The sequence below is a fragment of the Microbacterium sp. Z12_35 genome (genome assembly GCF_058310475.1).
The window spans coordinates 2,365,425-2,390,110 of the sequence record NZ_JBZEGJ010000001.1 but is presented as its reverse complement, the minus strand read 5'-3'; the positions used below and the strand labels follow the sequence as shown (position 1 = coordinate 2,390,110).

General features: G+C 71.0%; 23 protein-coding genes. 11 read left to right on the top strand and 12 right to left on the bottom strand.

The features are described from left to right. Positions 1-4: 4 nt before the first annotated feature. Both AC4FS1_RS11450 and AC4FS1_RS11445 read right to left on the bottom strand, forming a co-directional pair. Entirely contained in the window at positions 5-3,067 is a 3,063-nt protein-coding gene (locus tag AC4FS1_RS11450) for a molybdopterin-dependent oxidoreductase (protein WP_491155114.1), read from the bottom strand. Continuing rightward, positions 3,064-3,876 (bottom strand): FAD binding domain-containing protein, encoded by an 813-nt coding sequence (locus tag AC4FS1_RS11445; protein WP_491155112.1) that lies wholly within the window; start codon positions 3,874-3,876, stop codon positions 3,064-3,066. The genes AC4FS1_RS11450 and AC4FS1_RS11445 overlap by 4 nt, the downstream gene beginning before the upstream one ends. Before the next feature lie 223 nt (positions 3,877-4,099). Between AC4FS1_RS11445 and AC4FS1_RS11440 the strand changes: the two genes are divergently transcribed. Then, the gene (locus tag AC4FS1_RS11440) at positions 4,100-5,521 is read left to right on the top strand and encodes an HNH endonuclease signature motif containing protein (protein WP_491155110.1); all 1,422 of its coding nucleotides are present in this window, start codon (positions 4,100-4,102) and stop codon (positions 5,519-5,521) included. A gap of 40 nt (positions 5,522-5,561) precedes the next feature. Here AC4FS1_RS11440 and AC4FS1_RS11435 read toward each other — a convergent pair whose 3' ends face one another. The 3 genes from AC4FS1_RS11435 to AC4FS1_RS11425 form a co-directional block, all read right to left on the bottom strand. Then, complete coding sequence (locus tag AC4FS1_RS11435; RefSeq protein ID WP_491155109.1) at positions 5,562-6,920, bottom strand: 8-oxoguanine deaminase; 1,359 nt, start codon at positions 6,918-6,920, stop codon at positions 5,562-5,564. Continuing rightward, on the bottom strand, positions 6,920-7,687 hold the full coding sequence (locus AC4FS1_RS11430; RefSeq protein WP_491155107.1) for a nucleoside phosphorylase: 768 nt from the start codon (positions 7,685-7,687) through the stop codon (positions 6,920-6,922). Before AC4FS1_RS11430 ends, AC4FS1_RS11435 begins: the two co-directional genes overlap by 1 nt. Positions 7,688-7,918: 231 nt before the next feature. After that, a complete protein-coding gene (locus AC4FS1_RS11425; RefSeq protein WP_491155105.1) occupies positions 7,919-8,953 on the bottom strand; it encodes an XdhC family protein in 1,035 nt (344 codons plus the stop codon). Between the two features lie 67 nt (positions 8,954-9,020). On the opposite strand from AC4FS1_RS11425, the gene AC4FS1_RS11420 reads away from it, so the two are divergent. Together AC4FS1_RS11420 and AC4FS1_RS11415 are read left to right on the top strand one after the other, a co-directional pair. After that, on the top strand, positions 9,021-9,602 hold the full coding sequence (locus AC4FS1_RS11420; RefSeq protein ID WP_491155103.1) for a nucleotidyltransferase family protein: 582 nt from the start codon (positions 9,021-9,023) through the stop codon (positions 9,600-9,602). A gap of 137 nt (positions 9,603-9,739) precedes the next feature. Beyond that, on the top strand, positions 9,740-10,444 hold the full coding sequence (locus AC4FS1_RS11415; protein ID WP_491155101.1) for a lytic murein transglycosylase: 705 nt from the start codon (positions 9,740-9,742) through the stop codon (positions 10,442-10,444). Positions 10,445-10,473: 29 nt separating this feature from the next. Here AC4FS1_RS11415 and AC4FS1_RS11410 read toward each other — a convergent pair whose 3' ends face one another. The 3 genes from AC4FS1_RS11410 to purS form a co-directional block, all read right to left on the bottom strand. After that, a complete protein-coding gene (locus tag AC4FS1_RS11410) occupies positions 10,474-11,403 on the bottom strand; it encodes a 2-hydroxyacid dehydrogenase (protein WP_491155099.1) in 930 nt (309 codons plus the stop codon). A 513-nt stretch (positions 11,404-11,916) separates the two neighbouring features. Continuing rightward, positions 11,917-12,624, bottom strand: a complete 708-nt coding sequence (purQ, locus tag AC4FS1_RS11405; RefSeq protein WP_491155097.1) for a phosphoribosylformylglycinamidine synthase subunit PurQ — start codon at positions 12,622-12,624, stop codon at positions 11,917-11,919. Further along, a complete protein-coding gene (purS, locus tag AC4FS1_RS11400; RefSeq protein ID WP_491155095.1) occupies positions 12,621-12,869 on the bottom strand; it encodes a phosphoribosylformylglycinamidine synthase subunit PurS in 249 nt (82 codons plus the stop codon). The genes purQ and purS overlap by 4 nt, the downstream gene beginning before the upstream one ends. Before the next feature lie 389 nt (positions 12,870-13,258). On the opposite strand from purS, the gene AC4FS1_RS11395 reads away from it, so the two are divergent. From AC4FS1_RS11395 to AC4FS1_RS11375, 5 genes are all read left to right on the top strand, one after another. Beyond that, a complete protein-coding gene (locus AC4FS1_RS11395; protein ID WP_491155093.1) occupies positions 13,259-14,569 on the top strand; it encodes an ABC transporter substrate-binding protein in 1,311 nt (436 codons plus the stop codon). A 69-nt stretch (positions 14,570-14,638) separates the two neighbouring features. Then, positions 14,639-15,682 (top strand): carbohydrate ABC transporter permease, encoded by a 1,044-nt coding sequence (locus AC4FS1_RS11390; protein WP_491155091.1) that lies wholly within the window; start codon positions 14,639-14,641, stop codon positions 15,680-15,682. Then, the gene (locus AC4FS1_RS11385) at positions 15,679-16,611 is read left to right on the top strand and encodes a carbohydrate ABC transporter permease (RefSeq protein ID WP_491155089.1); all 933 of its coding nucleotides are present in this window, start codon (positions 15,679-15,681) and stop codon (positions 16,609-16,611) included. The genes AC4FS1_RS11390 and AC4FS1_RS11385 overlap by 4 nt, the downstream gene beginning before the upstream one ends. A gap of 37 nt (positions 16,612-16,648) precedes the next feature. Next, complete coding sequence (locus AC4FS1_RS11380) at positions 16,649-18,127, top strand: GH1 family beta-glucosidase (RefSeq protein WP_491155088.1); 1,479 nt, start codon at positions 16,649-16,651, stop codon at positions 18,125-18,127. A gap of 33 nt (positions 18,128-18,160) precedes the next feature. Continuing rightward, a complete protein-coding gene (locus AC4FS1_RS11375; RefSeq protein ID WP_491155086.1) occupies positions 18,161-19,162 on the top strand; it encodes a LacI family DNA-binding transcriptional regulator in 1,002 nt (333 codons plus the stop codon). Positions 19,163-19,261: 99 nt separating this feature from the next. Here the strand turns inward: AC4FS1_RS11375 and AC4FS1_RS11370 are convergent, their stop codons facing one another. The 3 genes from AC4FS1_RS11370 to AC4FS1_RS11360 all read right to left on the bottom strand — a co-directional run bounded on the left by AC4FS1_RS11370 (position 19,262) and on the right by AC4FS1_RS11360 (position 22,048). Beyond that, positions 19,262-20,599 (bottom strand): uracil-xanthine permease family protein, encoded by a 1,338-nt coding sequence (locus AC4FS1_RS11370; RefSeq protein WP_491155084.1) that lies wholly within the window; start codon positions 20,597-20,599, stop codon positions 19,262-19,264. Positions 20,600-20,765: 166 nt separating this feature from the next. Then, entirely contained in the window at positions 20,766-21,701 is a 936-nt protein-coding gene (locus AC4FS1_RS11365; protein WP_491155082.1) for a phosphoribosylaminoimidazolesuccinocarboxamide synthase, read from the bottom strand. Further along, positions 21,701-22,048, bottom strand: a complete 348-nt coding sequence (locus tag AC4FS1_RS11360; RefSeq protein ID WP_491155080.1) for a hypothetical protein — start codon at positions 22,046-22,048, stop codon at positions 21,701-21,703. Before AC4FS1_RS11360 ends, AC4FS1_RS11365 begins: the two co-directional genes overlap by 1 nt. Before the next feature lie 139 nt (positions 22,049-22,187). Between AC4FS1_RS11360 and AC4FS1_RS11355 the strand changes: the two genes are divergently transcribed. Then, positions 22,188-22,583 (top strand): DUF2695 domain-containing protein, encoded by a 396-nt coding sequence (locus tag AC4FS1_RS11355; RefSeq protein WP_491155078.1) that lies wholly within the window; start codon positions 22,188-22,190, stop codon positions 22,581-22,583. Positions 22,584-22,587: 4 nt separating this feature from the next. On the opposite strand, the gene purD is transcribed toward AC4FS1_RS11355, so the two are convergent. Continuing rightward, positions 22,588-23,859, bottom strand: a complete 1,272-nt coding sequence (gene purD, locus AC4FS1_RS11350) for a phosphoribosylamine--glycine ligase (protein WP_491155077.1) — start codon at positions 23,857-23,859, stop codon at positions 22,588-22,590. 52 nt (positions 23,860-23,911) lie between these two features. On the opposite strand from purD, the gene AC4FS1_RS11345 reads away from it, so the two are divergent. After that, a complete protein-coding gene (locus AC4FS1_RS11345; protein WP_491155076.1) occupies positions 23,912-24,280 on the top strand; it encodes a sterol carrier family protein in 369 nt (122 codons plus the stop codon). Positions 24,281-24,348: 68 nt separating this feature from the next. Continuing rightward, on the top strand, positions 24,349-24,684 hold the full coding sequence (locus tag AC4FS1_RS11340; protein ID WP_491155074.1) for a potassium transporter Trk: 336 nt from the start codon (positions 24,349-24,351) through the stop codon (positions 24,682-24,684). Positions 24,685-24,686 lie beyond the last annotated feature (2 nt).

The following is a 24,686-nucleotide window of genomic DNA, read 5'->3' as shown; positions in this document are numbered from 1 at the left end:
TCTCTCAACCTATCGGGCCGGCAGGAGCCCTCATCGCCACCGCCGCGCTGCCGGAGGCGCGGAGCGGAGCGGCGAGGCGCCACACGCGGTCGCGGGAGAAGGGCTGCTGGTACCCGCGGACTCCGAGCGCCCGGGCGATCGCGTTTCCGACGGCGGGCGCCACGGGGTTGTACGGCGACTCGCTCATCGACTTCGCGCCGAACGGGCCGACGTCGTCGGAGGTCTCGGCGAAGTAGACCTCGGTCGGGGGGACGTCGGCGAACTGCGGCACGCGGTACTGGCGGAACATGGGGTTGAGGACCCGTCCGTCCTCGACGTACACCTCCTCGTAGAGGGCGCTGCCGATGCCCTGCGCGGCGCCGCCCTCGACCTGCCCGCGCACCTGGGCGGGGTTCATCAGGAACCCGGCGTCGGCGGCCTGAATCGACTGGAGCACCCGCACCGTCCCGGTCTCCACATCGACCGCCACCCGCACGGCGTGCACGTTGAAGGCGACCGAGCGCAGGTCGCCCATCTCGGCGCCGGCCGCGACGAGTCCCTCGTCGTCGCGCTCGTGGGATGCGGCGGCTGCGACGATCTCCGCGAACCCCACGGTGCGCTCGCCGACGCGCACGCCGTCCGCCGTCAGCTCCGGATCGCCTGCGTCGGCCTCGCCGATCGATGCCGCGATGCGCAGCATCCGCTCGCGCAGCGCGAGGCAGGCCGCGTGCAGCGCCTTGCCCGCGACGGTGATGCCGGTCGAGGCGAAGGCGCCGGTGTCGTGGCTCACGGCGTCGGTGTCGGCGGTGCGGAGCTCCAGCCGGTCGAAGCTCGCGGACAGGTCGGATGCGGCGATCTGCCGCAGCACGGTGGTGGTGCCGTTGCCGAACTCGGTCGTGCCGGCGCGGAGGAGGAAGGTTCCGTCGGGGCGGAGCGTCGCCGATGTGTGCGAAACGTGTCCGCGGGGCGCGATGGTCGCGATCATCGCGACGGCCATCCCCTCGCCGACGCGCCAGTTCGCACCCGCCGGCGGCTCGACGCCGTTGCCGCGGCGGAGGGCCGTCTCGGCGAGGTCGAGGCACTGGTCCAGCCCGTAGCTTCCCCACACGAGGTCTTCCTCGTACTTGTCCTCGTCGGGATGCATCGGATCGCCCTTGCGCAGGACGTTGCGCCGGCGCAGCTCGAACGGGTCGATCCCGAGCTTCTCGGCGAGGAGGTCCATCGCCGATTCGACGCCCAGCATCACCTGCCCCAGGCCGTACCCGCGGAAGGCGCCGGACGGCGGGTTGTTCGTGTAGACGGCCTCCGCGTCGATCCGGCGAACGGGCGCGCGATACACGATCGTGGACTCGGCCACCCCGTGGAACATCACCCCGATCGCATGGTTGCCGTACGCGCCGGTGTCGCTGAGCACGTCCACGGTCAGAGCAGTGAGGTGCCCGTCCTCGGTCGCGCCGAGCGACACCGATACCCGCATCGGATGCCGGAACGACGTACGGGTGAACTCCTCGGTGCGCGAGAACTCGTACGCGACCGGCCGCCCCGTGCGCAGCACCGCGAGGGCGACGAGGTCTTCGGCGAAGATCTCCTGCTTGCCGCCGAATCCGCCGCCGACGCGCGCGGTGTGCACGCGGATGCGATCGCGGTCGAGGTCGAAGATGCGCGCAAGCTCATCGCGTGTCAGGAACGGGACCTGGGTGCTCGAGCGGATCACGAGCCGGCCGTCGGAGTCGAGCCAGCCGAGGGCGCCGTGCGTCTCCAGCTGCGCGTGCGACACGCGGCTCGTCCGCCACGTGCCGCTGACGGTCACCGGGCTCGCGGCGAGAGCGGCCGCCGCCTCCCCGCCGCTTCCGTCATGCATCGCGGCGACGACGTTGCGGGATGCCTCGTGCACGCGGTCATCCGGCGTCCGGTCGGGATGCAGCAGCGGGGCGCCGGGGCGACGGGCCTCTTCCGGATCGAACACGGCGGGCAGCACGTCGTACTCGACCTGGATGGCCCGGCACGCCGCTTCGGCGGCGGCGGCGGTTTCGGCGACCACGGCGGCCACCCGCTGCCCGCGGAAGCGGACGACGTCGTCGAGCATCCGCGTGTCGTCGGGGTCGTCGGTGCGGTGATGGTGGCGGGCGGTCGAGTAGCGCGTGGCCGGCGCGTCCTCGTGCGTGAAGACCGCGACCACGCCGGGGATGCCCCGGGCCTCGGTCGTGTCGATGGAGAGGATCCGCGCGTGCGCGTGGGGCGATCCGAGCACGCGGAGGGTGAGGGCGCCGGGGAGCGGCTCGTCGAAGGTGAACGGCTCGAGGCCCTGGACGATCCGGCGCGCGGCCGGTGGAGCGATCGACCGGCCGACGCCGTGCGGGGGTGACGCTTCGTCTCGCTGCGCTCGCTCAGCGTCCGGGGTGTGCTGCGCTCGCTCAGCGTCCGGGGGTCGCTGCGCTCGCTCAGCGTCCGGGGGTCGCTGCGCTCGCTCAGCGTCCGGGGGTCGCTGCGCTCGCACGGCGCCCGGGGTGTGCGGCGCTCGCTCAGCGTCCGGGGGTCGCTGCGCTCGCTCAGCGTCCGGGGTGCTGGCTGCGGCGGCCTCGTCCCGGTCGCTGAGCGAGGAGCGCAGCGACGAGACGAAGCGTCCCGCCCCGGCCGGCCCGGTCTCGCGCACCGGGCCCAGCACCGACGCCGTGATCGCCTCGCGGATCGGCCGGTAGCCCGTGCAGCGGCAGAGGCTGCCGCGCATCGTGCGGTCGAGGTCGGGCAGGTCATCGGCGCAGAGCGTCGACGCCGTCACGGACATGCCGGGCGTGCAGAATCCGCACTGGAATCCGAACCCCGTCGCGAGCGCCTCCTGCACGGGATGCAGCTCGTCGCCGGGTGCGAGCCCCGCCGCCGTCGTTACGGTGCGACCCTCCATGCGCTGCGCCGGGATGAGGCAGGAGTGCACCGGCTCGCCGTCGAGCAGCACCGCGCAGGCGCCGCAGTCGCCGGCGTCGCATCCCTTCTTCACCTCGGTGTGCCCGTGTTCGCGCAGCAGGGTGCGGAGGCACTGACCGGGGGCCGGCTCGGCATCGACGCGTTCGCCGTTGACGTCGAATCTCATGCGGCTGCCAATTCGGTGCGCACTCGCTCGGCCAGCACGGCGCTGACGCCGCGGCGCCAGTCGGCCGAGCCGAGAGGGTCGGTGTAGTAGCCGGATGCTCCCTCGACGGTCGCCCGGAGCACCTCGGCATCCGGCAGTCCGGCGAAGCGCAGCACGTTCGGGCGCTCGGTGGCCGCGGTGATCCCGAACACGGCCGCGCCGTCGGCATCCACGCGGCCGGTCACGACGGCGCCGGAGCGGCCGTACTCGGCGAGGGCGATCTTCCGGAGGACGAGGCGCGAAGCCAACGCCGCGGCGGGGAGCTCGATCGCCCGGATCACCTCGCCCGCGGCGAGGCTGTTGGTCCCGTTGCCGGTCATGAGGTCGGCGACGGGGATGCGGCGCTCCCCGCTCGGACTCCAGATCTCGGCGATCCCGTCCAACCCCGACGCCAGCGCGACCATCGCCGCCGCCGCGAACGAACGGGCGATGTTGCCGCCGACGGTGGCGGTGTTCCAGATCTTGAAGCTCGCGAGGAGGGCGTCGGCGGCATGCGGGACGGCTGCGGCGGCGCGCCAGCCTGCGGGCGCCTCGGTGCGCGCCCAGGCGACGAGGCGGGCGATCGTGCACGTCGCCCCGATGCGCAGCCCGCGGTCGGACACCTCGAGGTCGGGCCAGCCCAGGGTCGTCAGGTCGACGAAACCGGTGGTCGCGATCTGCGGCTCGCTCATCAGCCATGTGCCGCCGCCGAGGAAGACCTCGCCGGGCTCGAGCGCCAGGTCGGCGCGGGTGCGCGCGCGGCGGAAGCTCGTGACGGTATGGATGTCCACGCTTCCCCTCCCCGGCGCGATTCTGGCGCGCGATCCCGGCGCATCGGTGGCCGGGTCGCGTCAGTCAATCACCCGCGGATTACCCGGATGTTTCCCGGATCAACATCCCGCGTGACGAAGCCGACGCGATCGGTGGAGGGCATTTTCGCGAGAAACCATATTTCGCGGGAGATCGGGCCTTTTCCGGGGCTTCGATGTCGGTGGCCCTCGTCAGAATGGGGGCATGGAACACCTCATCGAGACCCTTCGCGGCGCCGAGCGGCAGCTCCGCTCGGCGCTCGATGCGGTGTTCCACGACGACGAGGCGCGTCGATCGACCGAGCCGCAGCTGCTTGAGGCGCTCTCGACGGCCGCCGCCGTGGCCCGGCTCGCCGAAGCGGCGATGATCGAGTGCGTCGGCGAGGTGGGGGAGCGGTCGGACGACCCCGCCCCCGCCGCGCGGATGACGACGCGGTTCGGATGCCGCACCGTCAAGGAACTCGTGCAACGCGCCACGCGCGTGTCTGGCCGTACCGCCGGCGACCTCGTCGCGGCCGGACGGTCGATCGTTCCGCACATCTCGGTGTCGACCGGCGAGACACTTCCCGCCGACTTCCCGGCGGTGCGGGAGGCGGTTGCCTCCGGCGACCTCGGTGTCGACGGCGCCCTCGCGATCACGGCGGTGATCGGCGCTGCGGCGTCCGCGCATTACCACCGCGCCGCGGCCGAGGCCGAGCTTGTGGCGGCCGCGCGGGGGGTGGGGGTGGACGACGCTCCGCCGCCCTCCGCGGACGAACTGCGGATGCAGGCGCAGGTGTGGGCGATGTGGCTCGACCCTGACGGCGCCGAGCCTCGGGAGTCGGCCGCCGACCGCAAGCGGGGCGTCGCACTCGGGATGTGCCGCGATGGCCTGATACCGCTGCGCGGACAGATCCTGCCGGAAGTCGCCGGTCAGCTGCAGCGGGTGTTCGACAGCATCCTGAACCCGAAGGTGGATGACCGCGGGCTGCGGTTCATCGAAGATCCCGAGGCCGAGTCCGATGAGCCCGACCCCTCCCCGCCCGATCCGCGCACGCGGGCGCAGAAGCAGCACGATGCCTTCGCGACCGCGCTGCACGTGGCGGCCGCATCCGGTGGGCTCCCCACGCTCGGGGGTGCGGCACCGACGCTGGTGGTGTCGGTGCGCGAGGCAGACATGAAAACCGGGCGGGGTTTCGCCCACATCGACGGCATCGACGAGCCCGTGTCTCTCTCGGTGGCCCGTCACACCGCCTGCACCGGCGCGGTCCAGCGGGTGATCTCGGACGAGCGCGGTCGCATCGTCTCCCTCAGCATCGCCGATCGCATCTTCTCCGCCCTGCAGCGCCGAGCGATCGGGGCTCGCGACGGAGGATGCCTCATTCCCGGGTGCTTCACGCCCGCGGCATGGTGCGAGATCCACCACGTGGAGGAGTATTCGCGAGGAGGACCCACAACGACCGACAACGGCGTGCCGTTGTGTTGGCACCACCACCGGACGATCGATCGTGGCGAGTGGAAGATCCGAATGAACCACGGCGTGCCGGAGGTTCGCGGCCCGACGTGGTGGGACCCGTCCGGCAGATGGCGGGCCGCCTCGAAATCCCCGACGACCCTCCTGAACCGCCTCGCCCGCGCGCGCCCGTGATCCGTTCAGAGCCGCGCGGCCAGCGGCGGACGCGGCACGGTCAGAGTCGCCCGGCGAGCTCCCGCGAGGCGGCGGCCACCTCGGCCGCGATAACAGGCTCTTCCGCCGACACGAGCTGTCCCTCCGACACGACCGCACGGCCGTTCACGAACAGCCGCTCCACCGGCGGCATCGCGCCCAGCCCGAGGGCAGCGACCGGGTCGAGGATGCCGGCATGCTCCACCCCGTCGATACGCCACACCGCTATGTCGGCGAGCTTGCCGGGCTCGAGCGAGCCGATCTCCTCCGCGCGCCCCAGCACCTGGGCGCCGCCCATCGTCGCGATCCGCAGACCGTCGCGCACGGAGAACGAGTCCGACCCCGTCCGAAGGCGATTCATCAGCACCGCCTGCCGGATCTCCGTGCCGAGCTGTCCGGACTCCTGCGAAGCGGCGCCATCCACGCCGAGACCCACGGGCACCCCCGCCCTCAGCATGTCGCGCACCGGTGCGATGCCCGCCGCCAGCCGACCATTGGACGAGGGGCAGTGCGCCACGCCCGTCCCCGTCGCGGCGTACCGCGCGATCGCGGGCTCATCCAGATGCACGGCGTGCGCCATCCACACGTCGTCGCCCAGCCACCCGAGATCTTCCAGGTACTGCGTCGGAGTCCGGCCGAACTTCTCGAGGCAGTACGCATCCTCTTCCACGGTCTCCGACGCGTGGGTGTGCAGCCGGACGCCCAGAGAACGCGCCAGCGACGCTGCCTCGCGCAGCAGATCCGCCGTCACCGAGAACGGTGAGCAGGGCGCGATCGCCACCCGCACCATCGAGTCGAACGAAGCGTCGGAGTACCGCTCGACCGCCTCCTGCGACGCCCGCAGTGCGGCACCCGTCGTCTCCACGGCGAAGTCGGGCGGCAGTCCGCCCTGCGATGCTCCGAGGTCCATCGACCCGCGGGTCGCGTGCAGGCGCACCCCGATGCGCCCCGCAGCCTCGACGATCGCGCCGACGATGTCGCCCGACCCCTGCGGGAAAACGTAGTGGTGGTCGCCGACGGTCGTGCAGCCCGATCGCGCGAGCACCGCCATGGCGCCGGCCGCCGCCGTGCCGACGAGCCCCGCGTCGATGCGTGCCCACAGCGGATACAGCGCCGTGAGCCAGTCGAACAGGATGCTGTCCTGCGCGTAGCCGCGCGTCAGCCACTGGTACAGGTGGTGGTGCGTGTTGATCAGGCCGGGAGTGACCAGACACCCCGTGGCATCGACCACCTCCGCTCCCGCGCGCCACTCCGCCGGGGCCGCGCCCGGACCGATCGCCACGATGCGATTCGCCTCCAGGACCACGTACCCGCCGCCGTACTCGGTGCCGGCAGCATCCACGGTGGCGACGTGGCCCCCCTCGATGATCGTGCGGGTCATCACAGCTCCAGCTCGACCGCGGTCTCCAGCGCGGCCTCGATGGACCGCATCCACCCGTCCTTCAGCGCCGTGTTCTTCTCGGAATACAGCGACGCCCCGTCGACGAGGTTGCTCGAGCAGGCGCAGATCATGCCGGCGCGAAGGCCGCGCAGGCGCGCGACGACGTACATCGCGGAGGCCTCCATCTCGACGTTGAGGATGCCCATGCCGCTCAGCTGCGCGATCCACTCCGGTGTCTCGGCGTAGAAGGCGTCGTCGCTCGCGCTGATCCCCGTGTGCGCGGTGGTCCCGGATGCCGCGGCGAGGCGATCGGCGTGACGGGCCAGCGCGAGCGTGAGCCCGAGGTCGGGCACGGCGGGGAAGCCCTTGGGGACATAGGCGTCGGTGGTGCCGTCGTTTCGGAAACTGCCCTCGCTCACGAGGAGGTCGCCGGGAGCGATGCCCGGCTGCAGGCCGGCAGAGCTTCCGACCCGGATGAAGCTGGTCACGCCGACGCGGGCGAGTTCCTCCACGGCGATCGCGGTCGAGGGGCAGCCCATGCCGGTGGAGGTGGCGGTGATGTGCCGGCCCTTGTACCAACCCGTCATGGTGCGGTGCTCGCGGTTGTGCGCGACCTCCTTCACATCCGTGAGGAATTCAGCGACGAACGGCACCCGGAACGGATCGCCCGGCAGCAGGGCCACGGACGAGACCTCCCCGGGCGCGATGCCGATGTGGTACTGGCGTTCGGTCAGGCCGACCTGTGACTTGTCGACGGTGGCGGACATGGTGCTCCTTCAGGGTGCTGTGACGTCGGATGTCGCCGCAGTCCCCGCCCTGAACCGCCTGCCGACCTGCGGAAGGTCGGTCATGGTTGATAGGACCCGCAATCCCGAGAGCGTAGCAAGGCCGTATTGCCGGCTCGTTTCCCGCACGCCCGGCGACTCGGGTGTCGGTGAGAGCGACGCGGTGTCGGAAGGGCGACGCGGTGTCGGCGCGGGGGGTCGGGCCGGGGACGGTCAGGCAACCGGGGCGGGCGTGGCGCACGCGACCGACTCGCGGCGGTGCACGGGGCCGGCGAGCTCGCGGAGGGGCCGTCCTGTCCCCCCGTGGCGCGCGGCGACGATCTCGGCCAGCACGGAGAGCGCGGTCGCCTCCGGGGACGACCCACCGAGGTCCAATCCGAGAGGCGCGTGGATGCGGGCGATCGCGTCCGCCTCGACGCCGTCACCGGCGAGCAGCTCCGCGCGGTGCGCGACCGTGCCGCGCGCCCCCATCGCGCCGACGAAGCCCACGCCGCGCCGCAACGCAGCCGCGAGCATCGGAACGTCGACCCGTTCGTCGTGGCTCAGCACGCACACCGCCGCGGTCGACGGATCGGGGCCGACGAGCTCGTCGAGGTGCTCGTGGGGCGAGCCGACGAACAGCCGGTCGGCGGTGGGGAAGCGCTCCCGTGTCACCAGGCGCTCCCACACATCGCACACGCTGACGAGGTACCCGGCCGCCGAGGCGACGCGGGCCAGCGCCATCGCGTGCTCTCCGGCGCCGACGATGACAAGGCGCGGACGGGGCTGGCGTTCCACCACGAAAACATCGGCCTCCTCAGCATCCGGAAGCGTTCCTGCCGGCGAGGTGGCATCGACAGGGATGAGGCGTCCTGCGGCCGCACCCGAAAGGACGATGCCGACACGCGCCGGACGGTCCACCGGGATCTCCAGCGCGGCGAGGGCGACGGCATCCGTCGGGTCGATGCGATGGATGATGACGTCGACACTGCCCCCGCAGGCGAGACCCGCCGCGTGGGCGGCGTCGTCGCTGAACCCGAGGCTTGCCGTGACCGCGCGCCCGGTCGCGAGCACCTGGGTCGCCAGGAGGATCGCATCGCCCTCGACGCACCCGCCGGAGATCGATCCGAGCACCGTTCCGTCGCGAAGGAGGGCCATGGCGGCCCCTTCGCCCCGCGGAGCGCTGCGGGCCACGCGCGTCACCGTGACGACCGCGACCGGCTCGCCGGCGCGCAGCACCGGCAGCAGGGCGGAGGCCAGTTCGAGCATGGCCACACGGTAGACCCGCGATGTTTCACAGAGGCTACGCTCGCGGGTCGGCGGATACGCTGGCGCGGTGACCGCCTCCGTCCGTCCTCGCATCGCGGGCATCGTGCTCGCCGCCGGAGCGGGACGGCGCTTCGGCGGACCGAAGGCCTTGGCGCGCGACCGCGAGGGCGTGCCGTGGATCGTTCGCGCCGTCGACGCGCTCTGCGGGGGCGGATGCGACGATGTCGTGGTCGTGCTGGGGGCTGAGGCCCCCCGGGCCGCCGCGCTGATCCCCGCAGGATCGCGCGTGGTGGTGGCGCCGGACTGGGTCGGCGGCCTCTCGTTCTCCCTCGCCGCCGGCCTGGATGCCACGGCCGCCGCCGGAGCGGATGCCGCGGTCGTCGTGCCCGTTGACACGCCGGAGCTTCCGGCACCGGCGGTGACGCGCGTCCTCGCCGCCGCATCCCCCGACCCGCGCTCCGCTCTCGTCCGGGCGACGTACGGCGGGCGTCCGGGGCATCCGGTGCTCCTCGGCGCGGAGCACTGGGCGGGGTTGCGGGCGGAGTTGTCCGGTGACATCGGCGCGGGGCCGTTCCTCGCACTCCACGGCGCGGCGGCTGTGGAGTGCGGCGACCTGTGGCCCGGGCTCGATCACGACGAGGCGGGATGACTGCGGCACGCAGGCGGCGTCGGGCAACACCGGCGCGCGCTCGCGGCGTTCGCCCATCCGGCCGACGTAGCCTCGTGCGCCGGAGGGCGGGGATGCGGAAACGAAGGCGAACGGGAGGGCGCTGGTGGCTCCCGGTGGTGGCCGCTGCCGCGATCGCCCTCGTCGCGGGCGGGCTTATCGCTGCCGTCGCGCAGACCGCGGTGACGTCGGTCGCCGAGCCGCGCATCGACGCTCCGGACGTCCCGTCGGCCCCCGCGGTCGACCCCGCGCAGCCGACCCCTCGTGCCGACGCGACGTGGACGACCCGAGTGGCCGAGGCCACCCGCATCGAGCCGCGCGCACTGCAGGCCTACGCCACGGCGGCGCTCATCCTCGCGCGCGAGCAGCCTGCCTGCGGCATCGGCTGGAACACCCTCGCGGGCATCGGCTCGATCGAATCCAGTCACGGGAGCCACGGCGGCGCCACGCTCGGAGACGACGGCTACTCGCGGCCCGCGATCCGCGGCATCCCGCTCGATGGAACCCGGAGCGCTCGCATCGACGACACCGACGGCGGGCGGTGGGACGACGACACCGAGTGGGACCGTGCCGTGGGGCCGCTGCAGTTCATCCCGGACACGTGGGAACGCTGGGGTGCGGACGCGGACGGCGACGGCGCCGCCGATCCGGACCAGATCGATGACGCGGCTCTGACGGCCGCGCGCTATCTGTGCGCCGCCGGAGAGATGACGACCGTCGATGGCTGGCGCCGCGCGATCTTCAGTTACAACAACCTCGAGACCTACGTCGACGACGTCGCGTCGGTGGCCGACATCTACGCCGCACGCGCAGACGGCCGCTGACCGCGGGCGGTGAACCGGATGCCGCCGCCTCAGCCGCCGAGAACGACGTTCACGGGCGGCTCGCCCGCGCGGAGACGCTCGATCTGCTCGCGGACGAGACGCGCCACACGGGGACGCATCGCGGTGGTGGCGCCGCCGACGTGCGGTGCGATGAGCACTCCGGGCAGCGACCAGAGCGGGTGTCCCTCGGGAAGCGGCTCGGGGTCGGTGACATCCAGCGCCGCACGGATGCGCCCGCGGCGCACATGATCCACGAGGGCGTCCGTATCGATGAGCGGGCCACGACCGACGTTCACGACCAGGGCGCCGTCCGGCAACGCCGATAGCGCAGCGTCGTCGATCACCGAGGACGTGGCATCCCCGCCGGGAAGCGACGCGATGAGGATGTCGGTCTCGGCGAGCACGTCGGCCAGGTCATCGATGGCATCGACCTGGATGCCGTCTTCCTTCCGTGCACGGCTCGCCACGGCACGCAGCTGCACCTCGAATCCGGCAAGGCGCGCGGCGATGGCCTTGCCGACGCCGCCGTATCCGAGCAGGGTGACCCGCCGGTCGGCGAGGCTCTCGGCGAAGATCGGAGACCAACGACCCTCGTCCTGCGCGCGCACGAAGTGGGGGATGCCGCGCTGTGCGGCCAGCGTCAGTCCGACCGCGAGTTCGGCGGTCGAGGCCTCGTGCACGGTCGATGCGTTGGCGAATCGCTGCCCTTCGGGCAGGTGTTCCTCGACACCCTCGTACCCGATGGACTGGCTCTGGATGAGGCCGACCTCGACGCCGCGGAGACTCTCGAAGATCTTCGCGAGGCCCATGTACGGCGGGACGACCAGATCGAACCGCTCCCGCGGAGCCGGGGAGGCCAGGTCCCACACGACGAGGTCGACGCCGTTCGGCAGCGGAGCGAGGTCGGCCGCCAGCTCTGGCGAGGGCACGGAGACGATCAGGGTGTTTTCAGGGGTCACGGTCCCACCGTAGCCGGGCTCGGCCTGCGGGCCGCAGCATCCCGCATGCTCGTGGGGCCCGTCTGGTGCACGCCGACGTGTTCGGCTACCGGTGTGGATGCGGCCGGCCCACCGCACTCGTGATCGCGGTGCTCGCCCGGGTCTGGCCGCCGGCCGGCACCATCCGGCACCGTCCGGCATCGTCCGAGTTCCGCCGCCATCCGCCCGGCATCGTCCGAGTTCCGCCGCCATCCGCCCGGCGTCCCCGGATCGCCGTGCTGTAATCAGGCGTTTTCGCGGACACAGGCCGTCATGCGCGCAGAACCGCCTGCCTCCGCCAAAACTCCTGATCTCGATGCCCCGAGTACCGTGACCCGCCGCCGAGGTCCGCGGTGTCGAGGGGCGGTGCGCTCAGGTGCGGGCGCATGCCCGGGCGCCACGACCGCAGACAGCGCCGGCCCCGGGGAGCCGGCCCGGGTGCGGGCTCACGAAGCGGCCGAGACCACCGCGGACAGCGCCGGCCCCGGTGCGGGCTCAGGCGGCAGCCGCGACCACCGCGGACAGCGCCGAGGAGAAGAATCCGAGCCCGTCCACGCCCGAACGCATCGCCGCCGGCGTGCCGGGGCCGAACCCCGGTTCCACCGCGTGCTCGGGGTGCGGCATGAGCCCCACGACGTTTCCGCGCTCGTTCGTGATTCCCGCGATGTCGTCGATCGATCCGTTGGGGTTCACGCCGAGGTAGCGGAGCGTCACCAGCCCCTCGCCCTGCACCCGCTTCAGGGTCTCGCTGTCGGCGATGTACCCGCCGTCGGCGTTCTTGAGCGGAATGACGATCTCGTCGCCCTCGGCGAAGTCGCTCGTCCACGCGGTCGAGGCGTTCTCGACGCGCAGGCGCTGGTCGCGGCGGATGAACTGCTGGTTGGCGTTGCGGATGAGACCGCCCGGGAGGAGGTGAGCTTCCACGAGCATCTGGAACCCGTTGCAGATACCCAGCACGGGCATGCCCTTGGCGGCAGCATCCTTCACCTCGGACATGATCGGAGCACGCGCCGCGATCGCGCCGGCGCGGAGATAATCGCCGTAGCTGAAGCCGCCCGGAAGCACGAGCGCGTCCACGCCCTTCAGGTCGTGATCGCCGTGCCACAGCGCAACCGGTTCGGCACCGGCGATCGCGATCGCACGCTGTGCGTCGCGGTCATCGAGCGATCCCGGGAAGGTGATGACGCCGATCCGGGCCGTCATCCCACGACCTCGATGTTCACGACATCCTCGATCACCGAGTTGGAGAGAATCTCGTCGGCGATCCGGCGGGCGGTCGCCAGCGCATCCTCGTCGACCTCGCCCTCGACGGTGAGCTCGAATCGCTTGCCGATGCGGACATCGGAGAAGGTCTCCACGCCGAGGCGGCTTAGAGCCCCGGAGACGGCCTTGCCCTGCGGATCGAGCAACTCGGCCTTGGGCATGACGTCGACGACGATGGTGGGCATTCGAGCTCCAGAAATCGCGGGATGCGGGCTCCCCAATCCTACGGGCCTGGCGCGCCGTCCCTCCCGTCCCGCGAGAAACCCCTCGCGCCCGCGAGAAACGACATCCCGGACGAGAAACCACGCGCGGCGTCGTGTCTCACCCGGTCTGTCGTTTCTCGCCGACCCGGCGCGCCACCCGCCGCCCCGCACCCTCCGCCCCCGCACCCGCCGCCCGTGCACCCGCCGCCCCTCACCCGCCACCCCCGCACCCGCCGCCCGCCGCCCGCCGCTCCCCAGAACGCCGTGGGAGCGCTCCCTTGACGTCGTGGGAGCGATCCCATATGGTGATCGGCGACCGGTGAGAGCGCTCCCACGCTGCACCGACCACCCACACCACAAAGGAGTGACCTGTGTCATCACGCGTTCTACGCCGTGCCGCGTTCGCGGCCGCGGCTGTTTCCACCACCGCTCTCGTGCTCGCCGGCTGCGCCGCTGGCGGCGGGAACGACAGCGCCGGAGGATCGGATGAGGACCTCACCCTCACCGTGACCACCTTCGGCACCTTCGGGTACGACGACCTCTACGACGAGTACGAGGAGCAGCACCCGAACATCACGATCGAAGCCACCAACATCGACACCGGCGGCAACGCCCGCACGGACGCCTTCACCAAGATCGCGGCCGGATCGGGGCTCTCCGACATCGTCGCGATCGAAGAGGGCTGGCTCGGCGCCGTCATGGAGGTCTCCGACCAGTTCGTCGATCTGCGCGACTACGGCATCGAAGACCGCAAGTCCGACTGGGTCGAGTGGAAGTACGAGCAGGCCACCGACCCCGAGGGTCGCGTCGTTGGATACGGCACCGACATCGGCCCGGTGGGCCTGTGCTACAACGGCCCCGCCTTCGCCGCTGCCGGGCTCCCCACCGATCGCGCCGAGGTTGCGACGCTGCTCGAGGGTGACTGGGCGAACTACTTCGAGGTGGGTCGCCAGTACAACCAGGCCACCGGGAAGGCCTGGTACGACCACTCCGGCTTCGTCTGGAACGCCATGGTCAACCAGCTGCCCGAGGGGTACTACACCACCGATGGCGAGCTGAACGTCGAGGGCAACGCCGATCTGCAGGAGCGCTTCGAACTGCTCGGCGCCGCGACCGAAGACGGCCTGTCGGCCGCGCAGGCGGCGTGGGACTGGAACGGCGGCAAGTCGTTCGTCGACGGCACGTTCGCGACCTTCGTCTGCCCGGGCTGGATGCTCGGCGTCCTGCAGGGCAATGCCGAGGCCGGCGGCGGCGACGCCACGAGCGGGTGGGACTTCGCCGATGTCTTCCCCGGCGGCGCAGCCAACTGGGGCGGGGCTTTCCTCTCCGTCACCGAGACGTCGCAGCACAAGGAGGCCGCCGCAGAGCTGGCCGACTGGCTGACCCAGCCCGAGCAGCAGGTGAAGCAGTCCACCGCGGCGGGCAACTTCCCCAGCACCATCGAGGCGCAGGAGGCTCTCGCCTCCGACGCGACGCCCAACGAGTTCTTCAACAACGCACCCACCGGCGCGATCCTCGCCGAGCGTGCCAAGGGCGTCGTCGCTCAGTTCAAGGGCCCGGATGACTCCGTCATCCAGGAGAACGTGTTCGGTCCGGCACTGTCGGCCCTCGACCGCGGTGAGACCGACACCCAGGGCGCGTGGGAGCAGTCGCTCGAGCTCCTGGACGAACTCGTCGGCTAGCGGAACAGGGATGCGGGGTCTCCGGATCACCCGGAGGCCCCGCATCCCGCTTCCTCGAGAGGATTCCCCATGACCGTGACTGCGCTGCGCCCCGACACCCTGCACGCCGATCCGCCGAGCCCGGCGCCCCGACGTTCCCTCTTCCGGCAGAGACTGTCCAAGGCCGACCAGAAGGCCTCGCCCTACGTCTACATCGCGCCGTTCTTCCTGCTGTTCGGGTTGGTCGGCCTGTTCCCCCTCATCTACACGCTCAACGTCTCGTTGTTCGAGTGGGATCTGCTCAAGGGGCAGGGCGATTTCGTCGGATTCGCGAACTTCGCCGAGATCCTCAGCGACCGGATGTTCTGGAACTCCGTCTCCAACACCGTGAGCATCTTCGTGCTCTCAGCCATCCCGCAGCTGTCGATCGCCCTGGTCGTCGCCTACCTGCTCGACCGGGGTCTGCGCGCGCCCACCTTCTGGCGGATGAGCGTGCTCCTGCCGTTCGTCGTCACCCCGGTGGCCACGGCCCTCATCTTCTCGAGCATCTTCAACGAGGCGGATGGGCTGGCCAACAACCTGCTCAACGTCATCGGCATCGCCGACCAGCAGTGGAAGCACGACACGTTCCTCAGCCACCTCGCGATCGCCATCATGGTGAACTTCCGCTGGACGGGGTACAACGCCCTCATCCTTCTCGCTGCGATGCAGGCGGTTCCGCGCGACCTTTACGAATCGGCCGCGATCGACGGGGCAGGGCCGGTGCGCCGGTTCTTCTCGATCACCATCCCCACCATCCGCCCGACGCTCATCTTCGTCATCATCACCGCGACGATCGGCGGGCTGCAGATCTTCGCCGAGCCGCGGCTGTTCGACGTGTCCACCGCCGGTGGCATCGGCGGCAGCGACCGGCAGTTCCAGACCACCGTGCTGTTCCTGTGGGAGCTCGCGTTCTTCCGGCGCAATCTCGGTGAAGCATCGGCGGTGGCGTGGCTCCTGTTCCTCCTCATCGTCCTCTTCGGGGTCGTCAACTTCCTCATCGCCCGTCGCATCGCCGCCGCCGGCGGCGGCCGGCCCTCGCGCCGGGAGCGCCGCGCCGCCCGCCGCACCGCCTCGATCGGAGAAGACGCATGAGCATCGCGATCCCCGAACCCCTTCCCCCGGTCCAGGTGGATGCTGTCGAGCCCGACCCCCCGCGCCACGCACGTCTCGGGGCCCGGAAGCCGCGCGAGGCCGGACCCGCCGGCATCGGCAGCCGCCCCGGATTCCTCACCTATGGACTCTTGGCCGCGTTCGTCGTCGGCAGCGCGTACCCGCTGTGGTGGTCGGTCGTCGTCGGCTCGGGCACCAACGCGACGCGCGGCGAGACGCTCCCCCTCATCCCCGGCGGCAACTTCCTCGCCAACGCCGCGAAGGTGCTGGATGCGATCCCGTTCTGGCTGGCGCTGGGCAACTCCGTGCTGGTGTCGGCGATCATCACCCTCTCGGTGGTGTCGTTCTCCACGATCGCCGGCTACGCGTTCGCCAAGCTCCGCTTCCGCGGGCGTGACGGGCTCATGCTGTTCGTCATCGCCACCATGGCGATCCCCACCCAGCTGGGCATCATTCCGCTCTTCATGGTCATGCGCGAGCTGGGCTGGACGGGCACCATCGGGGCGGTCATCGTGCCGACCCTCGTCACGGCGTTCGGGGTGTTCTTCATGCGGCAGTACCTTGTCGACGTCATCCCGGATGAGCTCATCGAGGCCGCCCGGATGGATGGCGCGAACCAGTTCCGCACGTTCCTCACGGTGGGGCTGCCGGCTGCACGCCCGGCGATGGCGATCCTGGGCCTCTTCACCTTCATGACGGCGTGGACCGACTACCTCTGGCCGCTGATCGTCCTGAGCCCGTCGAACCCCACGCTCCAGACCGCGCTCAGCCAGCTGCAGTCCGGCTTCTACATCGACTACTCGATCGTCCTCACCGGGGCGGTCCTGGCCACCATCCCGCTCCTGATCCTGTTCATCATCGCGGGGAAGCAGCTCATCAGTGGGATCATGGCCGGGGCTGTGAAGGGTTGACGCAGTGAGCGATTTCCGACGAGAGGACACCCGTTCCATGAGCACGACTGCCCTGGCCGAACAGCCCGCGACGCGGGCGTTCCCGCCGGACTTCCGGTTCGGTGCCGCCACTGCGGCGTTCCAGATCGAGGGCGCGGCGTTCGAAGACGGTCGCCGCGCATCCATCTGGGATGCGTTCTGCCGGGTGCCCGGTGCGGTCCTCGGCGGCGATGACGGAGACGTGGCGTGCGACCACTACCACCGCTACCCTCAGGACGTCGCGCTGATGAAGGAGCTCGGTCTCCAGACGTACCGCTTCTCCACGTCGTGGGCGCGGGTGCGCCCTGACGGCGGCCCCCTCAACCAGGCCGGTCTGGACTTCTACTCCCGGCTCGTCGACGAGCTCCTCGGAGCCGGCATCCGCCCCTGGCTGACCCTGTACCACTGGGACCTGCCGCAGGCGCTGGAGGACCGCGGCGGCTGGACCGTGCGCGAGACCAGCGAGCGGTTCGCCGAATACGCCCTCGACATGCACGACGCCCTCGGCGACCGTGTCCAGGATTGGGCGACCCTCAACGAGCCGTGGTGCGCCTCCTTCCTCAGCTACACCGCCGGCGTGCACGCTCCCGGCCACTACTCCGCCGGCGAGGGGATGCTGGCCGCCCACCACCTCCTGCTCGGTCACGGTCAGGCGATCCGCGAGCTGCGCGCCCGCGACGCCTCGCTGAACCTCGGCATCACGCTGAACCTCACCGTCGCCGACCCGGTGGACCCGACTGATCCCGCCGACGTGGATGCGGCCCGGCGCATCGACGGGCAGTTCAACCGCTGGTTCCTGAACCCCCTGTTCCGTGGGGCCTACCCCGCCGACATCCTGGACGATTTCCGGCGGGCGGATGCGGAGGGCGCAGCGCAGTTCGAGGCGGCCGTACGACCGGGCGACCTGGAGATGATCGCCACCCCGTTCAACACCCTGGGCGTGAACTACTACCACGGCGAGCTCGTCAGCGGACGGCCGCCCGCCGACGCGCCCGGCGGAGGAGACGCACCGACACCGCGACACACGCAATCGCCGTTCCCGTCGTCGGAGAACATCTTCTGGCACGACCGCGGCCTGCCCCGCACGTCGATGAACTGGGAAGTGCAGCCCGAAGGGCTGACGCGTCTCCTTCGACGCGTGCACGAGGACTACACCGGGGAGCGGGGGGTCGCGCTGGTCGTCACCGAGAACGGTGCCGCCTACGAGGACGAGCCGCTGATGGTGGATGGCGAGGTCCGCGTCGACGACGTGGAACGCACCGAATTCGTGGAGGCGCACCTCGCCGCGGTGCTCGACGCGATCGATGCCGGCGCGGACGTGCGGGGATTCTTCTACTGGTCGCTCCTGGACAACTTCGAGTGGGCGTGGGGGTACTCGAAGCGGTTCGGCATCGTCCGTGTCGACTACGAGACGCAGGAGCGGTCGGTGAAAGCCTCGGGCCTTCGATACAGTCGCATCATCGCCGGCCGCGCGCTGGACGTCGCCGCCGACGCATAGCGCCCCCGCTCGGCGAGGGGGGAGTGCATCAGCATGGCTCGTGAAGTGGTGACGATCGAAGAGGTCGCCGCGCGCGCGGGAGTGTCGCGCTCCACGGTGTCGCGCGTGGTCAACGGCTCGACAGCAGTCTCACCGGCCGCACTGGAAGCCGTTCGCCGGACGATCGCCGAGCTCAACTACGTGCCCAACCGGGCAGCCCGATCGCTCGCGCGTCGGCAGACCCACGCCATCGCCTTCGTGATTCCGGAAGACACCGATCGCTTCTTCGGCGACCCGTTCTTCGCGGCGGTGGTGGCGGGCGTGCACGAACGCGTCGCACGCTCGGAGTATGTGCTGAACCTCATCATCGCCAGCGATGATCCCGACGACAAGGCGACCACGTATCTCCGCGGCGGAAGCGTCGACGGCGTCATCATCGCCTCCCACCACACCAGCGACACCTTCGTCGATCGGATCGCCGCCGACCTCCCCGTCGTGTACGGCGGTCGTCCGGCACGCATCGGGCCGGACGGCCACTACGTCGACATCGACAATGTCGGCGGCGGACGCGAGGCCGGTCGGTACCTCGCGTCGCGGGGACATCGGCGGGTGGGCGCGATCTCGGGTCCGCCCACGATGGCCTCCGCGATCGACCGGCTCCACGGATTCCGGGAAGCCGCCGAGCAGGCAAGGCTCGAGGTGGTCGCCGTCGAGGACGGGGACTTCTCCGAAGAGGGCGGTGCGGCGGCGATGCGCCGCATCCTGGACGGTGGTCCGCCACCAGACGCGCTGTTCGTCGAGAGCGACCTGATGGCCCGCGGCGCGCTGGATGCGCTGCGCGAAGCCGGCGTGCGGGTACCCCAGGACCTCGCCCTCATCGGGTTCGACGACTCGCCGGTCGCCACGGCTGTGACTCCTGCGCTGACGACGATCCGCCAGCCATCCCGCGAGCAGGGATACGGCATGGCCGACGTCCTGCTGAACCTCCTCGCGGGCCGGGATGCGCCGCACTCGACGATCCTGCCGGTCGAGCTCGTCGTCCGCGACTCCGCCTGAGCCGGCGCGCCCGCGGAAATCGAGGAGATGCCGCGGATCGAGGGCCGATTCAGCCCGTTCGATCCTCGATCTGCGTGATTTCCTCGTTTTCCGGGGTGGTCAGCGTGGGTCGCCGCCCAGGGGTCCCACGGCCGGGATCGGCCCGCCATCATCCGCCCCCGTCTTGCGTGCCCGCGCGACGAAGTTTCCGAGGTGGTAGATGAGGAGGGCCGCCGCCGCGCCGATCACGATCGCGCCGAGCTCGAACTCTCCCCACACCATGGTGAAGCCGGCGATCGCGATCACGAGCGACACTGCCGCGGTGTACTGGTTGACCGGGCGGGAGAAGTCCACGCGGTTGTCGACCCAGATCTTGATCCCGATGATCCCGATCAGGCCGTAGAGGGCGGTGGTGACCCCGCCGAGGACCCCCGGCGGGATGGTGTTGAAGACGGCACCGATCTTCGGCGACAGGCTGAGGACGATCGCCGCGGTGCCCGCCACCCAATACGCCGCCGTCGAGTACACGCGGGTCGCGGCCATGACGCCGATGTTCTCCCCGTAGGTCGTCGTACCCGAGCCGCCGAAGACGCCGGCGAGAGTCGTGGCCGCCCCATCCGCGATCAACGCCCGGCCGGTGGAGCGGTTCACCGACGGATCGGTCATCGTGGCGACCCCGCGGACGTGTCCGACGTTCTCCGCGATGAGCACGAGCACGACGGGAAGGAACATCGCGATGACGCTCCAGGTGCCGGGGGAGGCGAAGTCGGCGAGGTGGAACTCGGGCAACCCGATCCACGCGGCATCCGCGACCGGACCGAAGTCGATGAGCTGCTCACCGGTCGTCACCTGCAGGAGCACGGTGGCGAGATACCCCACGAGCACGCCCAGCACGATCGAGATGCGGCCGAGGAAGCCGCGGAACAGCACGCTGAAGAGGATGACCGCGGCCAGCGTGATGGTCGCGGGAAGCGGCTGCTGCTGGTAGCTGCCCCACGCGACGGGAGCGAGGTTGAAGCCGATCAGGGCCACGATGGCGCCGGCGACGACCGGCGGCATGAGCTTGTCGATCCAGCCGAGACCGGCGAACTGCACGATGAGTCCCACGATGGTGAGCAGGATGCCGACGGCCACGATACCGGCGAGGGCGGACCCCATACCGGCGGATGCGGTGGCGGCGGTCACCGGGGCGATGAACGCGAACGACGAACCGAGGTAGCTGGGCAGCTTGTTGCGCGTGACGAGGAGGAACAGCAGCGTTCCCACACCGGAGAAGAACAGCGTCGTCGACACCGGGAAGCCGGTCAGAACCGGGACGAGGAACGTCGCGCCGAACATCGCGACGACGTGCTGGACGCCCACGGCGATCGTCGCCGGCCAGTTCAATCGCTCGTCGGGTCGTACGACCGCTCCGGGTTCGACGGTGCGGCCGTCTCCGTGCAGTTTCCAGACCGGCATGGGTTCCTCCTCGTTGACGCCTCCGTCACTGTAGCGACAGGCGGCGTTTCGGCGTGGTTACGTAGCGCCCCGTCGACCGCACGAGATCTCGCCCAGCGGCCGGGATCCCGGCGTGGGAAGGCCGTGCGCTCGGCGCGAAGCCGTGCGCTCGCGGAAGGGAAAGCGTTCAGGCGCCGGTGAGGCGCTGGAGAAGCTCGGCGTAACGGGCCTGGGTGCGCGCCACGATGTCGTCGGGCAGCGCGGGCGGCTCGCCCGTGCGATCCCAGGATGCGGCGAGCCAATCGCGCACGATCTGCTTGTCGAAGCTCGCCATCCGCTCGGCAGGGGTGGTGCCCGCGCGCCAGGCCGCCGCATCCCAGTACCGCGACGAATCCGGGGTGAGCACCTCGTCGGCGAGCACGAGGGTGCCGGCGGCATTGCGGCCGAACTCGAACTTCGTGTCGGCGAGGATCAGTCCTCGCTTCTCCGCGATGGCTGCGGCGCGGCGGTAGATCTCCAGCGACAGGTCGCGCAACTCGGCGGCGGTGTCGTCGCCGACGAGTTCGACGGTGCGCGCGTAGGAGATGTTCTCGTCGTGCTCGCCGAGGGGCGCCTTGTAGGCCGGCGTGTAGAGCGGCTCGGGCAGGCGGTCGCCGTCGCTCAGGCCCTCGGGCAGCGGGATGCCGCCTACCGTGCCGCTCTCCCGGTACTCGGCCCATCCCGAGCCGGTGAGATACCCGCGCACCACGCACTCGATCGGCTGCATGTCCAGCGCCGCGACCACCATCGCCCGCCCGGTGACTTCGTCCGGGATCAGTTCCAGCGCCGCGTCGCCGATGAGCACGTGGTCGGGGATCAGATGGTTCGGGATGCGGCGGCCGCCGTCACCGGTGGCCAGGCGGTCGAACCACCAGAGGCTCAGGGTGGTGAGGATCGTGCCCTTCCCGGGGATGCCGGGGGAGAGGACGTGATCGAACGCGCTCACGCGGTCGCTCGCGACGACGAGCATGCGCGTGGGGCGGGTGCCCTCGGGGGTGCCGACCGGAACGTACAGGTCGCGCACCTTGCCGGAGTACGTATGGCGCCAGCCGGGCAGTTCGAGGGTGTGGGTCACCTGCCCCATTATCCCGGGGGTGTGATCGAATCCACGTAGTCGTGCGCCTCATCGACGAGAGGGCTCCACACCACATCTCCCGCGTCCGGGCTCGCGGTGATCCACTCCCGCATTTCACGCCCGCGCATCACCATGCGCTCCGCCGAGCCGTCCGTGACGAGCTCGTTCCCGCGGTCGCGCGGCACCTTCACGATCAGCTCGCCGTCGTGACTGAGGAACGCGTAGACCTTCCCGCGGATCCTCAGGCCCTCGGTGCTGAACATGCGTCCCATGTCGACGTCGGGAAGGGCCAGGTGGCGCTCGATGATGGGATCGAAAAGGGCTCGCCCCCTCGCACCTGCCTCACCGTCGACCATGACGAGACCGTAGCGGCCCGGCGTGCATTTCGGGAGGAGTTGTGCAGACGGGAGGCTGTTTCAGCCGATTTCGTCCTCCCTTGTGCACATCTCCTCCCGAGGCGCCGCGGGTGTCGTGCGGTCTCGGCATGCTGCCTGCATGGATACGACGATCGATGCCCAAGCGGAGGGCTTTCTCCGCTCCCTTTCCGACGAATGGCTGCGTCCGCATGGGGCTGAATGCCTCGCGTGCTACCTCAACCGGATGCTGGCGGCATTCGGATGCGACGGCACTCTGCGTTTCGCGCGGTCCTACCGCGAGGCCCGCGCGCCTCGGGCGACGGCGCTGGAACGACGCCTCGTGGTGGCGGGCGGATTCTGCGACTGCGAGGTGCTCTTCAACGTCTTCGCACCCGCCGCTTCCCTGACGTCGCCGGGATACCGGAAGGAGGACGAGGACGTCGGGGCGCCGCCGCCGACCGGGATGCCGCCCTGTCAGGGCGTGAGGCGCGGGTCGACGCGTCCGTGCCTGCTGTGGCGGCGATGGCGCTGGTGAGCGCTCACGGCTCGACGACACGCACCGCGATGTCTGTGCGGTACTGGCCGCCCTCCAGGTGGATCAGGTCCAGGGCGGCATATGCGCGCGTCCGGGCCTCGCGGAACGTCGAGCCGAGAGCGACCACGCTCAGCACCCGTCCGCCGGTGGCGACGAGCCGATCGCCTTCGAGGGCCGTGGCGGCGTGGGCGACGTGCACGCCGTCGACGTCGGAGGCGGCGTGAAGCCCTCTCACCGTGCGGCCGGTCACGGGGGCTTCGGGGTAGCCCTCACTGGCCAGGACGACGGTGACCGCCGTGGCCTCGGCGAACGCGGGACGCGGGTGCCCTTCGAGAGAGCCGGATGCCGCGGCAAGGAGGAGCTCGGACAACGGATCGATGAGTCGCGGCAGCACGACCTGGGTCTCGGGGTCGCCGAATCGGGCGTTGAACTCGATCACCTTGACGCCGGCGTCGGTCAGGATGAGGCCGGCGTAGAGGAGTCCGATGAACGGGGTGCCCTCCGCATCCAGCCGGCGGATGACGGGCTCGGCGATCTCCCGGGTGACGAGGTCGACGAACTCCTCCTCGCCGCCGAAGCGCGCGGACAACCACGGCAGCGGCGAGTAGGCGCCCATGCCACCGGTATTGGGTCCGTCGTCCCCATCGCGGAGGCGCTTGTAATCCTGCGCGGGGCTGAGCGGCAGCACCGTGTCGCCGTCGCTGAGGAAGAACAGCGACACCTCGGGGCCGGAGAGGAACTCCTCCACCAGAACCGGCGCGGTGGGCAGGTACTGCTCGGCGTGCGCCACCGCGGCGGCGCGGTCTTCGGTGACCAGCACGCCCTTGCCCGCCGCCAGTCCGTCGGCTTTCACGACGTATGGCGCGCCGAGCTCATCCAGGGCGGCGGCGACCTCGGCGGCGTTGTGCGCGCGGATGGCCCGGCCCGTGGGTACGCCCGCGGCATCCATAACGCGCTTGGCGAACGCCTTCGACCCCTCCAGCCGCGCCGCAGCCTTGCCGGGGCCGAACACCGGGATGCCGCGTGTGCGCAGCGCGTCGGCGACGCCGGCGACCAGGGGAGCCTCGGGGCCGACGATCACGAGGTCGATGTTCTCGGCACCGGCGAACGCCGTCACCGCGACAGGGTCGATCGGGTCGAGGGAGACGAGGTGCGCGTCGGAGGCGATACCGGCGTTGCCCGGTGCGGCGAAGATCGCGTGGTCGGCGTCTTCCGAGCGGAGGGCGAGAATGAGGGCGTGCTCGCGGGCACCGGAGCCGAGGACGAGGATTCGCACCGGCCCAGCCTATCCACGCAGCAGGAGCAGCCCCCCGGCGTAGCGTGGAACCATGCCGCGCAAGATCGACACCGCCGAGGGACGCCGCGCCTTGGCTGCCGTCGCCGAGGCCGACGCAGCCGGAGCGAAGCCCGCTCGCACCGACCTCGCCACATCCGTTCGGTATCTGCTGCAGCTGCTCGCCGAGAAGGCGCCCGGGCACACGGTCGAGGTGCGCGTGCCCCCGTACGGCGCCGTGCAGGTGATCGAGGGTCCGCGCCACACACGCGGCACACCGCCGAACGTCGTCGAGACCGATCCGGCGACCTGGATCGCGCTGGCTCTCGGTCGTGAGTCGTGGGTGGATGCAGCGGACGCCGGCCGCATCGCCGCCTCCGGTACCCGCGCGAATCTCGCCGCGCTGCTGCCGTTGCGTCCCTGACGGCTTCCGGGAGCGCCGGGCATTCTCCTCCGCAGGCCGCGTCCAGGCCCGGGTGCGAGAATGGGCGCATGTCCGATCCGCAGCGCGTGCCGTCCGTCCGGGACGAGCTCGTGACGGTGCGCGTCCGCCGTTCACCCCGGTACGGTGTGTTCCTCCTCCTCGGTGCCGCGCTCGGCGTGGTGGCCGCGATGGTGCTCACCCTCGCATTCCAGGGGACCACCGAGGCGAGCCCGAACTCCGGCATCCAGTACTCGAACATGCAGGTCTTCGGATTCGTCACGCTCATCTGCGCGCCGATCGGTGTCGCGATCGGCGGGGCCGTCGCGCTCATCCTCGACCGCGCGGTGGGTCGTCGCACCCGTCCTGCGCGCGTCGACCACGAGTCGGTGCATCTTCCCGACTGAGC

Bases quoted from the DNA above. Each gene is read 5' to 3' on its own strand.
- AC4FS1_RS11450 (WP_491155114.1), bottom strand. From the start codon at position 3,067: ATGAGATTCGACGTCAACGGCGAACGCGTCGATGCCGAGCCGGCCCCC.
- AC4FS1_RS11440 (WP_491155110.1), top strand. From the start codon at position 4,100: ATGGAACACCTCATCGAGACCCTTCGCGGCGCCGAGCGGCAGCTCCGC.
- AC4FS1_RS11435 (WP_491155109.1), bottom strand. From the start codon at position 6,920: ATGACCCGCACGATCATCGAGGGGGGCCACGTCGCCACCGTGGATGCT.
- AC4FS1_RS11430 (WP_491155107.1), bottom strand. From the start codon at position 7,687: ATGTCCGCCACCGTCGACAAGTCACAGGTCGGCCTGACCGAACGCCAG.
- AC4FS1_RS11425 (WP_491155105.1), bottom strand. From the start codon at position 8,953: ATGCTCGAACTGGCCTCCGCCCTGCTGCCGGTGCTGCGCGCCGGCGAG.
- purQ (WP_491155097.1), bottom strand. From the start codon at position 12,624: ATGACGGCCCGGATCGGCGTCATCACCTTCCCGGGATCGCTCGATGAC.
- purS (WP_491155095.1), bottom strand. From the start codon at position 12,869: ATGCCCACCATCGTCGTCGACGTCATGCCCAAGGCCGAGTTGCTCGAT.
- AC4FS1_RS11390 (WP_491155091.1), top strand. From the start codon at position 14,639: ATGACCGTGACTGCGCTGCGCCCCGACACCCTGCACGCCGATCCGCCG.
- AC4FS1_RS11385 (WP_491155089.1), top strand. From the start codon at position 15,679: ATGAGCATCGCGATCCCCGAACCCCTTCCCCCGGTCCAGGTGGATGCT.
- AC4FS1_RS11380 (WP_491155088.1), top strand. From the start codon at position 16,649: ATGAGCACGACTGCCCTGGCCGAACAGCCCGCGACGCGGGCGTTCCCG.
- AC4FS1_RS11375 (WP_491155086.1), top strand. From the start codon at position 18,161: ATGGCTCGTGAAGTGGTGACGATCGAAGAGGTCGCCGCGCGCGCGGGA.
- AC4FS1_RS11370 (WP_491155084.1), bottom strand. From the start codon at position 20,599: ATGCCGGTCTGGAAACTGCACGGAGACGGCCGCACCGTCGAACCCGGA.
- AC4FS1_RS11365 (WP_491155082.1), bottom strand. From the start codon at position 21,701: ATGGGGCAGGTGACCCACACCCTCGAACTGCCCGGCTGGCGCCATACG.
- AC4FS1_RS11360 (WP_491155080.1), bottom strand. From the start codon at position 22,048: ATGGTCGACGGTGAGGCAGGTGCGAGGGGGCGAGCCCTTTTCGATCCC.
- AC4FS1_RS11355 (WP_491155078.1), top strand. From the start codon at position 22,188: ATGGATACGACGATCGATGCCCAAGCGGAGGGCTTTCTCCGCTCCCTT.
- AC4FS1_RS11345 (WP_491155076.1), top strand. From the start codon at position 23,912: ATGCCGCGCAAGATCGACACCGCCGAGGGACGCCGCGCCTTGGCTGCC.
- AC4FS1_RS11340 (WP_491155074.1), top strand. From the start codon at position 24,349: ATGTCCGATCCGCAGCGCGTGCCGTCCGTCCGGGACGAGCTCGTGACG.